Here is a 15036-nt window from a genome sequence, read left to right as displayed (position 1 = left end):
GACGGGGCCGTGGGGCGGGGCCGTGGGGCGGGTGTCAGCCGAGCAGGCGCTGCTTGGCTCGGGCGAATTCGTCCTCGGTGAGCGCGCCGGACGCCCGTAGGGCGGCCAAGCGCTCAAGCTGGTCGAGGAGTTGCCCGCCGGACGTGGCGTCGGCGGGGGTGGTGTCGGGGCCGGTGGTGTCGGCCGGGGTCGGCGGCCGGGTGGTGCGGGCGACCCGGGCGGCCTCGCGGATCCGTTCGGCGAAGACGTCGGCCTTGGCCACGTCCTCGAAGCGGTGGGAGCCGGTCAGGGCGACGACGGTCAGGACGTCGCCGTTGAGTTTGGTGCGGGCCACGGTGGCGTCGGTGACGGCGGTGAGCGGAACCGGTACCGGGGGCTTCCCGTCCTTCAGGAAGAGCAGCCGGTGGGTGGTGAGCACGATCACCCCCCTGCGGAAGTGGTCGGGATGGCGCCCGGCCGTGGAGGCGACGGGCTGCTCGCCATCGATGACGGCCGCTTCCACCGAGCGGACGGCCTCGGCCTGCTTGGCTTGGTTGCTGTTGCCCGCCACCCTGAAGGCGGTGTCGATCAGATCGGTCCAGTCCATGGGGCCGAGCGTAAAGGAGCCGCTCAGTAGGCTGCTCGGTGAGCGAGAGGAACTGGCATGCGAGGCAGCCCGGGCCAGTTGTTGGCGGGGCGGTACCGGCTGACGGACCGTCCCGAACTGCTGCGCGCCTCCGCGGTGGACGAGCGGACCGGTGAAACGGTCCTGCTGCGCGCCGTGGAGTTGCCCGCGCTACTGACCGGGGGTCAGGACCCGGACGAGCCCAACCCCGGGCACGGGGACCGGCTGGTGCGGCGGGTCGCGACGGTCGGCTCGGCCGCGCCGTCCTGGCACCCGCGGCTGCTGCGCGGGGTCGGGGCCTTCGTCGAGGGCGAGCTGCTGTGGACGGTGGAGGAGCGGCCGGCCGGCTGGACGCTGGCCGAGCTGCTCGCCGCCGGGCCGCTCCCGCCCTACCGGGCCGCCGAGTTGGCGGCGGACCTGGCCGGGGCGCTGCGGGCGCTGCACGAGGCCGGGCTCTCCCACGGCAATGTGACCGCTGATTCGGTGCTGGTCTGCGAGGACGGCGCGGCGATGCTCGGCGGGCTGCTCGACGGGGTCGCGCAGGAGGGGCTGGCGGAGGATCTCGGCGGACCGGGCGGGCGGCGCCGGTACGAGGTGCGGGCCACCCTGGTCGGCCCGGTCGCCGAGCGCTGGCCGCTGGACGGCGGCCCCGCCGGGGACTGCTGGGCGCTCGGGGTGCTGCTGCAGCGGATGGTCACCGGTCGCGCGCCGTTCCCGGAGCACGGCGTGCCGGAGCTGGTGACGGCCGTACGCGACGGGCGGCGCGAGCCCTCGGTGGTCTGCGGGCCGGTGGCGCCGCTGGTCGAACGGCTGGTGCAGCTGGACCCGGGGCTGCGGCCCACCGCGGAGGCGGTGCGGGCGGAGCTGGCGGCGCTGCTGGCGGGCGCCCCGGAGCCGGCCGACGAGGAGCGGGCGGCGCGGGAGCTGGAGCTGAAGCCGGAGGCGCCGCTGGTCCCCCTGCGGCCGCGGCGGCGCGGTCGGGGCGACCGGTCGGCGGAGGTCGCGCCGGAGGGCGGGGCGGCGCGGGCCGGCGGGGGGAGGGCGCCCCGGATACCCCCGGCCCTGCTGGGGCCGCTGCTGGTCGGGGGCGTGCTCGCGCTGCTGGTGCTGGGAGTGGTCGCCGTGGTGCTGTTCGCAGGCTGACGGCCCCGGTGGCCGCCGCTGCGCCGGTCCGGCGGGTGGGCGAGATTACCGGGCGTGGCAGGGTGCGCCTAATGTGTCCGTGGGATTTGTTCGAACAGCGGTCTGCGGCGGGCTTTCCGCCGCGACGGCGGCAGATGGAATCGAGAGGGGGAGCGGTCGCCGATGGGCTCGCAGGACCGGCCGGAGGCGGCCGAAGCGGAGCGGCTGCTGGCCGGGCGGTACGAGCTCGGTGAGCGACTCGGCCGGGGCGGGATGGGCACGGTCTGGCGGGCCTGGGACCGAATGCTGGACCGCGAGGTCGCGGTCAAGGAGCTGACCGTCAACCACCTGCCGGAGGAGGACCTGCAGATCCTGCACACCCGGATGAAGCGGGAGGCCAGCGCCGCCGCCCGGATCAAGCACCCCGGTGTGATCACCGTGCACGACGTGCTGGAGCAGGACGGCCGGCCCTGGATCGTGATGGAGCTGGTCGACGGCCGCTCGCTGGCCGACGTGATCAGCCAGGACGGCACCCTGCCGCCGCGCGCCGCCGCCGAGGTCGGCAGCCAGGTGCTCGCCGCGCTGCACCGCGGCCACCAGCTCGGCGTGCTGCACCGGGACGTCAAGCCGGCCAACGTGCTGTTGGAGCGCGGCACCGGGCGGGTGGTGCTGCTGGACTTCGGCATCGCGAAGTACGAGGGCTCGACCGAGCTGACCCGGCCCGGCGACCTGGTCGGCTCGCCGGACTACCTGGCACCCGAGCGCGCCCAGGGCCAGCGGCCCGGGCCGGCCTCCGACCTGTGGGGCCTCGGGGCGACGCTGTACGCGGCCGTCGAGGGCCAGTCGCCGTTCCGCCGGGACTCGCCGATCACCACGCTGGCCGCGGTGGTCGACGAGCCGCTGCCGGAGTCGCGCCGGGCCGGCCCGCTGGGGCCGGTGCTGGCCGCACTGATGGCCAAGGACCCGGCCGACCGGCCGAGCGCGGACGAGGCGGCCCGGATGCTGGCCGAGGTGCAGTCCGGGCACACCATGGGGCTGAAGACCCTCGGGGAACCGGCCGCGCCGGTGCGCACGCCCACCCAGTCGGTGCCGGTGGTGGACCGCAGCGCGGGGCAGGACGGGACCGTCGCGGTGACGCCGGGCGGTTCGGACGGCGCGGCGGGCGCGGAGGATCCGACGGATCCGCGTCCGGCCGGGACCGCCCCGACCGCGGTGGCGGCCGTGCCGTCCGCCCAGCCCGTTCCGGTCGTGCCGGTGGTTCCGGTCGGTGCGGTCGGTGTCGGCGGTCCGGTCGGTGCTTTCGGTGCGGTCATCGGGGACACCGCCGGGGGCGTGGCCGCAGCCGGACAGGCGCACACTCCCACCGGTGCGCCGGTCGCGCACTCCAGCGCGCCCGCGCGCGGTCCGGCCAAACGCCGCAACCGGATGAAGCTGGTCGCTATCGCCGTGGCGGTCGGCGTGCTGGTGGCCGCGGCGACCTTCCTCGCCACCCGGCACCTGTCCGGCTCCCCCGGCGCGGACCCGGTGCCCACCGGGCAGCCGGACACGCCCGAGCCCACCGAAACGGATCCGACCGGCACCCCCACCCCGGGAGCGTCCGCGCCGCCCGGCTACCACTGGGTCGACGACCCGGCCGGCTTCCGCTTCCCGCTGCCGACCGGCAGCCCGACCTGGCAGCGCAGCACCGCGCCGGACGCCAACCAGATCTTCTACAGCCCCGACAACCGGGTGCACTACCTGCAGTTCGCGGTCACCGTCGGCCAGTCGGTCAAACCGCTGGACCACATGCGGCAGATGGAGGTCAACGTCTCCAAGTCGCTGAAGGACTACAAGCAGCACCGGATGGCCGGCGCCGTGGTGAACGGCCACGAGGCGGCCACCTGGGAGTTCAGCTACGCGGCCAAGGAGGGCGGCCGCCGCCGGGCGATCGAGACCGAGTTCATCGACGACGACGGCACCGCCTACGCGATCTACGCGTCCAGCCCGGACAAGGGCGACGAATGGCAGCAGGCCGAGCAGCGGTTCACCACGGTGCTCAACCACTTCACCCCCAACCGCTGAGCGGTCCGGGCCGTACGGGCGGAGCGCCCCGCTTTCGCCCGACTGCGGCAGATTCTTGTTACCGACGGGTACCGGACCGGCCGCCGAAGGCCTAGGCTGCGCCGTATGTCGGACCTCACAGCAGACGCAGTGGCCACCGAACACCCCGACGCCGCCCCCGCGGACGGCAACCCGGCCGCCCCCGGCGGCGGCCGGACCGTAGCGACCGCCGTCCCGCGCTCCCTGGTCGAGCGGCTGGCCGCCGGGGTCACCGCCACCGGCGAGCCCAGCGTGGTGGAGACCGTCGCCCCGCTGACCGGTGAGCGGCTGGCCGGCCTGCCGCAGTCCACCCCGGCCGACGTCGAGGTCGCGTTCCAGCTGGCCCGCCGCGCCCAGGCCGCCTGGGCCGCGCTGCCGGTGCGCCGCCGGGCCGCCGTGCTGCTGCGCTTCCACGACCTGCTGCTCAAGCGGCAGGACGAGGTGCTGGACCTGGTCCAGGCCGAGACCGGCAAGGCCCGGCTGCACGCCTTCGAGGAGGTGCTGGCCGTCGCCATGGCCGCCCGGCACTACGGGCGCGCCGCGCACGGCTACCTGAAGGACCGGCGCCGCGGTGGTGCGCTGCCGGTGCTCACCCACACCGTGGAGGCTCGCCGCCCCAAGGGCGTGATCGGCCACATCTCGCCGTGGAACTACCCGCTGGAGCTGTGCATCGGTGACCTGCTGCCCGCCTTCGTGGCCGGCAACGCGGTGGTCAACAAGCCCGACACCCAGACCGCGCTGACCGGGCTGTGGGCCCGTGAGCTGCTGATCGAGGCCGGGCTGCCGGCCGACCTGTGGCAGGTCGTGATCGGCGACGGCCCGGTGATCGGCCCCGCCGTGGTGGAGCACGCCGACTACGTCTCCTTCACCGGCTCCACCCGCACCGGCCGTGAGGTCGCCCAGCGGGCCGCCGCCCGGCTGGTCGGCGCCTCGCTCGAACTCGGCGGCAAGAACGCCATGCTGGTGCTCTCCGACGCCGACCTGGAGGCCGCCGCCGCAGGTGCCGTCCGGGCCTGCTTCTCCACGGCCGGCCAGCTGTGCATCTCGATCGAGCGGCTGCTGGTGCACCGCTCGGTGGCCGACCGCTTCCTGGAGCTCTTCGTCGCCCGCACCCGGGCGCTGCGCCTGGGCGGCGGCCTGGCCTACGGCGCCGACATGGGTTCGCTGGTCTCCGCCCGGCAGCTGGACACCACCACCCGGCACGTGGCGGAGGCGGTCAAGTCCGGCGCCACCGTGCTCACCGGCGGACGGGCCCGGCCCGACCTCGGCCCGTACTTCTACGAGCCGACCGTTCTGGACGGGGTGACCCCGGAGATGGCGGTCTGCGCCGAGGAGACCTTCGGCCCGGTCGTCTCGGTCTACCGCTTCGACACCGAGGACGAGGCGGTGGCCGCCGCCAACTCCACGCCGTACGGCCTGAACTCCAGCGTCTGGACCAGGAACCCGCGGCGCGGCCGGGCGGTCGCGGCCCGGCTGCGCACCGGCACGGTCAACGTCAACGAGGCCTACGCGGCCGCGTACGGCTCGGTCGCCGCGCCGATGGGCGGCATGGGCGACTCGGGGCTGGGCCGGCGGCACGGCGCCGAGGGCATCCTGCGCTTCACCGAGGCGCAGACCATCGCGACCCAGCGGTTGATGCCGATCGCCCCGTCGTTCGGGCTGGACGACAAGCAGTTCGCCGCCGTGATGACCGGCGGGCTGCGGGCGCTCAAGGCGCTGCGCTTCAAGTAGCGCCGAACCGACCGCCCGACCGGCGGGGTCGACCAGCTCTTTCAACCCCTTTCGGGTCCCTTTTCACCCCCCTAGGAGCAGTGGCAGATGGTGGAGTCCGGCGGTGCGGCGGAGTTCGACTACGACGTGGTCGTGGTCGGCTCCGGCTTCGGCGGTTCGGTCGCGGCGCTGCGGCTGACCGAGAAGGGTTACCGGGTCGCCGTCCTGGAGGCCGGGCGGCGCTTCGAGCGGGACGAACTGCCCCGCAACTCCTGGGACCTGTCGAACTACCTGTGGGCGCCGCAGCTCGGGCTGTACGGCATCCAGCGGATCCACCTGCTGGCCAATGTGCTGATCCTGGCCGGCGCCGGGGTCGGCGGCGGCTCGCTGAACTACGCCAACACCCTGTACGTGCCGCCGAAGGCCTTCTTCGAGGACCGCCAGTGGCGTCACATCACCGACTGGCAGGCGGAGTTGGCGCCGTTCTACGACCAGGCGCAGCGGATGCTCGGGGTCCGGCTGAACCCGACCGTCACGCCGTCCGACGTCCACCTCAAGGCGGCGGCCGAGCGGATGGGCGTCGGGGACACCTTCCACATGGCGCCGGTCGGGGTCTTCTTCGGGGACGGCAAGGACACCGACGGCGCCGCCAAGGCCGCGCCCGGCGAGGAGGTCGCCGACCCGTACTTCGGCGGCGCCGGCCCGGCCCGCAGGGCCTGCGTGGAGTGCGGCGAGTGCATGACCGGCTGCCGGCACGGCGCCAAGAACATGCTCACCGAGAACTACCTGTACCTGGCCGAGCGGGGCGGCGCGGAGATCCACCCGCTCACCACCGTGGCCCGGATCCGGGAGCACGGCGAAGGCTTCGCGGTGGACGTGCGGCGCACCGACTCCCGGTCGAGGACCGACCGGGTCAAGGCCGGCGCCCGGACCATCACCGCCGCCCGGGTGGTGGTCGCGGCCGGCACCTACGGGACCCAGTCGCTGCTGCACCGGATGCGCGACGCCGGCCACCTGCCCCGGATCTCCGCGCGGCTCGGAGAGCTGACCCGCACCAACTCCGAGGCGCTGGTGGGCGCGCAGACCACCGACCGGCGCTACGGCGCCAAGGCGGACTTCACCAAGGGCGTCGCGATCACCTCGTCGATCCACCCGGACGCGAACACCCACATCGAGCCGGTCCGTTACGGCAAGGGCTCCAACGCGATGGGCGCGCTGTCGATCGCCCAGGTCAAGGGCGGTGGGAAGGGCCCGCGCTGGCTGCGCTACCTGGGCAACTCGGTGCTCCACCCGGTGACCTTCGGCCGCTCGATGAACCAGCGCGGCTGGTCCGAGAAGACGATCATCGGCCTGGTGATGCAGTCGTTGGACAACTCGATCACCGTCTCGCTCAAGAAGGGCCTGCTCGGCAAGCCCCGGCTCACCTCCGGCCAGGGCCACGGCGAGCCCAACCCGACCTGGATCCCGGCCGCCGAGCAGGGCGCCCAGGCGCTGGCCGACGAGATCAACGGCTTCCCCGGCAGCACCGTCGGCGAGATCTTCGACATCCCGATGACGGCGCACTTCCTCGGCGGCTGCCCGATCGGCGACGCCCCCGAGACCGGCGTGGTCGACCCGTACCACCGGCTCTACGGCCACCCCGGGATCAGCGTGGTGGACGGCGCGGCCGTCTCCGCCAACCTCGGCGTCAACCCCTCGCTCACCATCACCGCTCAGGCCGAGCGTGCGATGTCGATGTGGCCCAACAAGGGCGAGCCGGACCGCCGCCCGGAGCAGGGCGGGGAGTACCACCGGGTCGGTGCGGTCGCGCCGGTGCGCCCGGCCGTGCCGGAGGGCGCGTTCGGCGCGCTGCGACTGCCGCTGCTGCCCGTCCCGGAGGTCCCGAAGAAGCGCGACTGACCCGGCTCGAACGGTCAACCGGCCCGGCCCGTATCGCGGTTGACATCCGTTCGGATCCGATGGGATAAACGGGCTCCCTGGGGGACCAGGCACTCGTCGAGCGGGGGGGAACGCGTTCCATGGCCAACTGCGCATCGTGCGGGGCGACTTCGGTGGAGGGAGCGTCCGTCTGCGGCTCGTGCGGACGGCCGCCGACACCCCCGCCGCCCCCGCCCCCGGCCGTCGCGCCGCCCGCCGCGCCCGTGCCGCCCGGGTACCATCCGCCGCCGCCCGTCCCGCCGGCCGGGCCCTACCCGCCGCCCGGCCCCGGCTACCCGCCGCCCGGCTACCCGCCGCCCGGGTACCCGCCGGTCGGCGGTCCGCCCGCGGTGGGCAGTTGGGGCGCCGGCCGGCCGTACCAGCCGTCCTCGGCCGCCCGGCGGCTGCTGGCCGGCCCCGACTGGCGCCCGGCGCTGCGGGCGGCCCTCGCCCCGACCGCGGTGCTGCTGCTGGCGGCGCTGTTCGCGGCGATCCCCAGCGACTACACCTACGACCGGACCTTCCCCACGCCCGACTTCGGCGACCGCTTCCTCTCCACCCTGGCGATGGCGCTGAACGCGCTCGGCGCGCCGTTCCGGCTCGGCTACCAGAGCCCGATCAGCAGGAGCCGCTCGGAGGGCGTGGACGTCACCTTCTGGCTGGTGCCGATGACGGTCACCGTCCTGTGGGGCGTCGCGCTCTGGCTCGGCCTGCGGGCCGGGCTGCGCCGGCGCAGGGCCGACGGATCCCAGCTGACCCGGGCCCAGGCGGCCGGCGAGGCGCTGCGCACGGCGGTGGTGCTCGGCCTGGTCACCGTGGTGCTCGGGCTGGTCGCCGGCACCAGCTGGAACCCGAAGGGCTCCGACGGCGAGTCCGACTACTACGGCTCCGGCCTGAGCCTCGGGAAGCCGACCTTCAGCACGGACTCCGGCTGGCTGTGGGCGGTCGGCTGGACCGTCCTGCTCGGCGGGCTGCTGGCGTTCGCCGTCCACGGCACCGACGCGCTGCGCTGGGCCGCCTGGCGCAGCCGCTCGGTCCGCGGCTGGGCGGTGGCGGCGCTGACCGCGGGCCAGGCGCTGGCGCTGACCGTGGGCCTGGCCTCGGTGACGGCCTTCGTGCTGGTCGCGGTCGAGAGCGACCAGGGCTGGCAGACGGCGCTCTCGCTGGCCTTCCTGCCCAACCTGGGACTGGTGCTGCTGGGCGTGGGCTCGGGCGCGACCTTCCGGGCGGGCCGCGACCTGGGCGGGGACGTCCCCGGTTGGAGCCCGAACCGCGGCGACCGGAGCGAGTTCTCCTTCTTCGACCTGCACGACCAGACCGCCGACTGGCGCTGGGCCGGCCTGCTGGCGATCGCCGCGGCGGGCCTGCTCGGCTGGACCGCCTACCGGCGGCGGCTGGACGGGCCCGACCGGCTCCGGCTGGCGGTGGTGTACGCCGCGCTGCTGACCGGGCTGACGGCGGCGTCCGGCGGACTGAGCAGCTCCGCGATGTCCTTCCTGGCGCCGGACTCCGGCAGCTGGGGCGGCTCGAACCGGACGGTCACCACCCAGGACACCTCGGCGGGCCTGGTGTTCCTCAGCGTGCTGGTGGCCGCGGTGGTCTGGGCGGCGGTCGGGGCGCTGCTGGTGCCCGCGATGCTGGCGGCGCTCGGCGGCCGGGGCGCGACGGTGCCGTACCCGCCGGCTCCGGGGTACGGGGCGCCGGGCATCCCCGGGCAGGGCGTCCCCGGGCAGGGCGTGCCGGGCTACGGGACGCCGGGCTACGGGGCTGCGGGGTACGGGACGCCGGGGTACGGGACGCCGGGCTACGGGACGCCGCCGCAGGACGCCGGGCCGCCCGGGGTGCCCGCGCAGACCCCGCCGCCCGGGGCGCCGTACCCGGCGGCGCCGCCGGTGGCCGACGCGGCGCCGGTGGCCGGGGTGAGCGAGGTGCTCGGTTCGCACGAGGCGCCGCCGACCCGGGCCGCGGGGGCGCCGCTGCCCGCGGACCCGGCGGGGCGGCCGGAGGAGCCGGTCGACCCGACCGTCTGGCGCGACCACCCGTAGGGCCTCCGGGCCCGCCCCTTCGGAACCGGACGGGAAGGGCAAAGGGCCCCGCGGGGGAACGGGGCCCTTTGCCGCACAGCACTCGGCGTCAGGGCTGCGCCGGGTGCTGGAGGTGACGGCGCCGGGGGAGGAGCGCCGTCGTGTCGGTTGGCTCGGGTCGTACCCCTTCGGCGCCGGCGTGGGTGGCCGGTGGAGCGGGGCGCGCTTCCGTGCGGCGGTGGGTCGGCGGGCAGGTCTGCGCCGGGCCCCCGCTCACGGAGCGTGAAGTGAAAACCGCTATCGACTTTCTGTACGACGACTGCGGAGACATCCGTCCAGGACCCCGCGACGCGCCTGCCGGCCGCCGGGAGAACCGTTCACACCGAGCATCGTGGTGGACGGAGGGGTTTCTCTGCAACCGGTTCGGCACGTTCGGCACAGCTCATTTGCGGACGGTGTTGCGTCGAATGATCACGGTGCGTAGTGGTCTGGCGGGTTGCGGCGCACGGGGACGCGCGTAGCGGCGCGGGACGGTGCGGGGAAGTGCGCCCGGGGCGTGCCCCGGATCGAAGGGGCGGTCGAAGGGGCGGGTCGGAAGGTGGGTCGGAAGGTGGGTCGAAGGGCGGTGCGACGGCCGGCCCCGGGCGTCCCCGGGGAGCCGGCCGTCCCACCTCTCGGCCCAGTCGCGGCCGGGGTCGCTGTCCCCTGCTGGCCGGCCGCGGCACCCGCGCACGGTCCCACGGCGCCGTGCTCCCGGCGGGCCGGGGCGGCGGCGCCACATGCGCCGGTGGACTGGGGTGAAGCTCCACGCGTGGTCCTGCAGTCCGTACGGCAGTGCCCCCGGTCGGGGGCGGCGGCGGCGCGTCTGGCGGACGCGGCGCGGCCGTCCGGTCGTCAGAAGCAACGAACCGCGGCCCCGACCGGTCACGGTCCTTTGGACGTGCAGACGAGTGAAACCGGACAGCCCGGTAGAATCGGTGTCCAGACACCCCACACCCGTCGCCGCCGTCGCAGCCCCCGCCGGGACGCGGCTGCGCGTGGCACCTCGATACCGCTGCCGGAAGGCCGTCTGTGTCCTCTGCAATTCCCGTCCAGTCCGCGCCGGACAACGACACCGTCCTGGTGGTCGACTTCGGCGCCCAGTACGCCCAGCTCATCGCCCGTCGGGTGCGTGAGGCGCGGGTCTACAGCGAGATCGTGCCGAGCAGCATGCCGGTCGCCGAGATGCTCGCCAAGAACCCCAAGGCGATCATCCTCTCCGGCGGTCCGTCGTCGGTCTACGAAGAGGGCGCGCCCCAGCTCGACCGCGCGATCTTCGAGGCCGGTGTCCCGGTCTTCGGCATGTGCTACGGCTTCCAGCTGATGGCCAAGACGCTGGGCGGCACCGTCGACAACAACGGCGCCCGCGAGTACGGCCGCACCCCGCTGACCGTGTCCCGCACCGGCTCCACCCTGTTCGAGGGCGTCCCGGCGCAGCACTCGGTGTGGATGTCGCACGGCGACGCATGTTCCGCCGCTCCGGAGGGCTTCACCGTCACCGCCTCCACCGAGCTGGTCCCGGTCGCGGCCTTCGAGAACGACGAGGCCCGGCTGTACGGCGTCCAGTACCACCCCGAGGTGCTGCACTCCGACCACGGCCAGCAGATCCTGGAGCACTTCCTCTACCGCGGCGCCGGCATCGCCCCGACCTGGACCACCGGCAGCGTGGTCGAGGAGCAGATCGCCCTGATCCGCGAGCAGGTCGGCGACAAGCGCGCGATCTGCGGCCTGTCCGGCGGCGTGGACTCCGCGGTCGCCGCGGCCCTGGTCAACAAAGCCATCGGTGACCGGCTGACCTGCGTCTACGTCGACCACGGCCTGATGCGCAAGGGCGAGACGGAGCAGGTCGAGAAGGACTTCGTGGCCGCCACCGGCGTTCAGCTGAAGGTCGTCGACGCCTCCGAGCGCTTCCTGAACGCGCTGAAGGGGGTCACCGACCCCGAGGAGAAGCGCAAGATCATCGGCCGCGAGTTCATCCGGGTCTTCGAGCAGGCCCAGGCCGAGATCGTCGCCGAGGCCGGCGCCCACGGCGAGTCGGTCGACTTCCTGGTCCAGGGCACCCTGTACCCGGACGTGGTGGAGTCCGGCGGCGGCACCGGCACCGCCAACATCAAGTCCCACCACAACGTCGGCGGCCTGCCCGAGGACCTGCAGTTCCAGCTGGTCGAGCCGCTGCGCAAGCTGTTCAAGGACGAGGTCCGGATGGTCGGCCAGGAGCTGGGCCTGCCGGAGGAGATCGTCCAGCGCCAGCCGTTCCCGGGCCCCGGCCTGGGCATCCGGATCGTCGGCGAGGTCACCGAGGAGCGCCTGGACCTGCTCCGCGACGCCGACGCGATCGCCCGCGAGGAGCTCACCGCGGCCGGTCTGGACCGCGAGATCTGGCAGTGCCCGGTCGTGCTGCTCGCCGATGTGCGCAGCGTGGGCGTGCAGGGCGACGGCCGCACCTACGGCCACCCGATCGTGCTGCGCCCGGTCTCGTCCGAGGACGCCATGACCGCCGACTGGTCCCGCCTGCCGTACGACGTGCTGGCGAAGATCTCCACCCGGATCACCAACGAGGTCCGCGACGTCAACCGCGTCGTCGTCGACGTCACCAGCAAGCCGCCGGGCACCATCGAGTGGGAGTGAGCACTCCCCGCGAAGCCTGAACAGTCGCGCCGTCGTTCCCGTACTGGAGGGAACGACGGCGCGGCCGTTCGCGGCCCCGGCCCCGACACGTCCCACCGAAAGCGTGCAGGAGCGGGCAGAATGCGGACCGGACCTGTCAGGAAGTGGCAGGCCGAGAGGGAAGGTGAGACGGATGCCGGAGGTCAGCAACTCCGAGGCGGTCGACGGAGGAGCGTCCGACCGGGCGGCGCAGCGGCGGGCCTTGGCGTCCGGGTACGCGCTGCTGCCGCTGCGGCTGTTCCTCGGCGTCACCTTCGTCTACGCAGCCCTGGACAAGCTCTCCGACGCGCACTTCCTGGCCGGCGCGGGTGACCCGGCCTCCTTCGTCTCGCAGACCCAGGCCGCCAAGGCCGGCGGCAGCCCGATCGCCTTCCTGCTCGGCCCCGCCCTGGACACGCCCACCCTGTTCGCGCTGGCCGTCGCCTTCGGCGAGCTGGCCGTCGGCCTGGGCACCCTGCTCGGCCTCTGGGGCCGGGTCGCGGCCCTCGGCGGCGCGCTGATCAACCTGAGCCTGTGGCTGACCGTCAGCTGGAACGTCTCGCCGTACTACCTCGGCAACGACCTCGGCTACCTGATGGCCTGGACCCCGCTGCTGCTGGCCGGCACGCCGTACCTGTCGGTGGACGGTTACCTGGCCCGCCGGGCCGGGCGGGACCGCGAACGCGGGCTGACCGAGGAGCACGTCAGGCGCCGGGTGCTGATGGACGGCGGGATCGCGGCGGTCGCCGTCGGCGGCGCCGGACTGCTGACCGGCTCGCTCACCCGCACCTTCGGCCGGGGCCGGTCGGCCGCCGCCAAGCAGTCCGCGGCCCCGGCGCCCGGCACCACCGCACCGGCCGCCGCGCCCGCCCCCACCGTCGCCGCGGCGAGCGTGCCGGTCGGCGGCTCGGCCCAGGTCAAGGACCCGGCCACCGGGGACGCCGTCTACATCGTGCAGCCCAAGTCCGGCCAGTACTGCGCCTTCTCCGCGGTGTGCACCCACTCCGGCTGCGCGGTGGACGCCCCGAAGAACGGCCAGCTGTACTGCCCCTGCCACGGCTCCCGGTTCGACGCCGCGACCGGCGCGGTGGTCAACGGGCCGGCGGTCAAGCCGCTGCCCCGGTACGGCGTCAGCAAGGACGGCGACAAGCTGACCCTGGGCCCGCAGCAGAGCTGACCGTACGGGCGCTACTCCTCGGTCCGGCCCGGCCGCTCCGGCCGGTTGCGCCGGGCCACCGCGGCGACCGCGCCGGCCAGGCCGCCGACGCCGAGCACGATGAAGGTGACCGGGACGACGATCCGGCCGTTCACCGTCTCGTCGTTGAGCGCCGCCACCAGGTAGCTGACGGCGATCGCGGTGAACAGGCTGCCCGCGATCAGCGAGAACAGGTCGAGCCGGTGCTTCCTCACTGCTGGACCACCTTGATGTCGCCGATGCCGATGCCGAGTTGGAGATCGAGGGTGCCCTTGGACGGCTGACCGCCCACCGGGCCGAGCTGGTAGACGTGCCGGCCGGTGCCGTCGTTGTGGTCGCCCGGCACGGTGACGTTGCCCAGGCCGACCCGGGCCACGACGTCCACCGAGACGTCCGCCGGCACGGTGACGACCAGCTCGCCGGCGCCGAGGTCGACCTTGGTGGCGAGGGTGCCCCCGGCCGGGTCGAGGTGGGAGAGGTCCAGCCGGACGTTGCCGGCGCCCAGGTTGTAACGGTCCTTCAGGTCGGCGGCCGCGGCGACCGTCCAGGAGCGGTCGCCGATGGCGTCCTGCACGGTGTGCGGCGAGTGGCCGGCGAAGGCCAGCGCCAGGGTGGTCAGCAGGCCCAGCACCGCGAGCTTGCGGGCCTTGCCGAACTTCGCGGCCAGCAGCAGGGTCAGGCCGATCACCAGCAGTCCGGTGGCCAGCACCACGGTGCTCAGCTTGGTGACGTCGGTGTGGCCCGCCGAGGCGGACCAGACCGCGGTGGCCGCGCCGACCGCCAGCAGGAAGCCGAAGAAGCCGAGCGGGGAGCGCTCCCGGGGGTGCCGTACGGCGGCCGGCTCGCGGCAGCGCTCCGGGCGCTCCTTGCGCAGCGGGTCGCCCGCCGGCAGGTCGGTGCGCTGCCACCAGGCCGGCGCCGGGCCGCCGGGCGGCGGCACCTTGGTGCCCGGGCCGGTGTCGCCGGCGCCGTACGGGTTGCGCTCGGGGTGGCGGGGGTCCCAGAGGTAGCCGCTCGGGCCGGGGACGGGGGAGTCGGCGGGGACGGTTCCGGCGGCCTGGCCGGCGGCGTGCCGGGCCTTGGCGGCCTCGTCCTGCGCCCAGCCGGGGCCCTCGGCCTCGGGGAAGTGGCGGTCGTACGGGCCGCCGCGCCGGCGCTCGCGACCCCGGCGGCGGCCACCGTGGCGGCGCTCCGGGTCGTAGCGCACCGCGAGGAAGACCAGGCCGCCGAGCAGGAGCAGTGGGAACAGCTGGTCGCCGTCGCCCATCGAGGAGAAGAACACCCCGGTGCCGATCACGGTCAGCAGCACCGCGCCGATCGACTGGCCGTCGACCCGGCCGGTGAGCACCCGCTGGAGCTCGGTGCGCCCGCCGCGGCGGCCGTCGGCGCCGGCCTCGGTCGGGACGATCAGCCAGGCCAGGCCGTACAGGAAGAGGCCCAGGCCGCCGGAGAGGCAGAGCACCACGGTGACCACCCGGAAGACCACCGGGTCGATGTCCAGATGCCGCCCGAGGCCACCGCAGACGCCGGCCACCACGCGGTGGTGCTCGGCCCTGGTCAGCGGGGGGCGTTCCGGCTCCGGCGGGGCGGTGGGCCCGGCCTCCTGGATGCGGTGGTCCTCGGTCATGGGCACCATCCTCCGGCAGGGGGCGGGCCGGCCCAACCGGGTAAGGCCCTGCCCGGACCCTGACTTGTCCCTG

10 protein-coding genes are annotated in these 15036 nt (G+C 74.7%); 7 read left to right on the top strand and 3 right to left on the bottom strand.

The window, feature by feature from the left end:
- Positions 1-34 precede the first annotated feature (34 nt).
- Positions 35-586, bottom strand: coding sequence for an SHOCT domain-containing protein (locus ACFWIS_RS16825; RefSeq protein ID WP_380462205.1), 552 nt, complete (start codon positions 584-586; stop codon positions 35-37).
- Positions 587-643: 57 nt separating this feature from the next.
- Here ACFWIS_RS16825 and ACFWIS_RS16820 point away from each other — a divergent pair, with 57 nt between their 5' ends.
- The 7 genes from ACFWIS_RS16820 (at position 644) to ACFWIS_RS16790 (ending at position 13318) form a co-directional block, all read left to right on the top strand.
- Positions 644-1747, top strand: coding sequence for a protein kinase (locus ACFWIS_RS16820; RefSeq protein ID WP_380462206.1), 1104 nt, complete (start codon positions 644-646; stop codon positions 1745-1747).
- Positions 1748-1909: 162 nt separating this feature from the next.
- A complete protein-coding gene (locus ACFWIS_RS16815) occupies positions 1910-3787 on the top strand; it encodes a protein kinase (protein WP_380462207.1) in 1878 nt (625 codons plus the stop codon).
- A gap of 105 nt (positions 3788-3892) precedes the next feature.
- Positions 3893-5536, top strand: coding sequence for a succinic semialdehyde dehydrogenase (locus ACFWIS_RS16810; RefSeq protein ID WP_380462208.1), 1644 nt, complete (start codon positions 3893-3895; stop codon positions 5534-5536).
- 87 nt (positions 5537-5623) lie between these two features.
- Positions 5624-7414, top strand: coding sequence for a GMC oxidoreductase (locus ACFWIS_RS16805; protein WP_380462209.1), 1791 nt, complete (start codon positions 5624-5626; stop codon positions 7412-7414).
- Between the two features lie 242 nt (positions 7415-7656).
- Positions 7657-9477, top strand: coding sequence for a hypothetical protein (locus tag ACFWIS_RS16800; RefSeq protein ID WP_380462210.1), 1821 nt, complete (start codon positions 7657-7659; stop codon positions 9475-9477).
- A gap of 1050 nt (positions 9478-10527) precedes the next feature.
- Positions 10528-12123 carry a glutamine-hydrolyzing GMP synthase gene (gene guaA, locus ACFWIS_RS16795; protein WP_380462211.1) on the top strand — a complete coding sequence of 532 codons (1596 nt, stop codon included), beginning with the start codon at positions 10528-10530 and terminating at the stop codon, positions 12121-12123.
- A 172-nt stretch (positions 12124-12295) separates the two neighbouring features.
- Positions 12296-13318 carry a Rieske 2Fe-2S domain-containing protein gene (locus tag ACFWIS_RS16790; protein WP_380462212.1) on the top strand — a complete coding sequence of 341 codons (1023 nt, stop codon included), beginning with the start codon at positions 12296-12298 and terminating at the stop codon, positions 13316-13318.
- Between the two features lie 11 nt (positions 13319-13329).
- On the opposite strand, the gene ACFWIS_RS16785 is transcribed toward ACFWIS_RS16790, so the two are convergent.
- Entirely contained in the window at positions 13330-13551 is a 222-nt protein-coding gene (locus ACFWIS_RS16785; RefSeq protein ID WP_380462213.1) for a hypothetical protein, read from the bottom strand.
- Positions 13548-14963, bottom strand: a complete 1416-nt coding sequence (locus ACFWIS_RS16780) for a PspC domain-containing protein (protein WP_380462214.1) — start codon at positions 14961-14963, stop codon at positions 13548-13550. The genes ACFWIS_RS16785 and ACFWIS_RS16780 overlap by 4 nt, the downstream gene beginning before the upstream one ends.
- Between the last annotated feature and the right edge of the window lie 73 nt (positions 14964-15036).

This window comes from Kitasatospora sp. NPDC127060 (genome assembly GCF_042724935.1).
Lineage (GTDB): Bacteria > Actinomycetota > Actinomycetes > Streptomycetales > Streptomycetaceae > Kitasatospora.
This window is presented reverse-complemented; position numbering and strand designations above follow the sequence as displayed.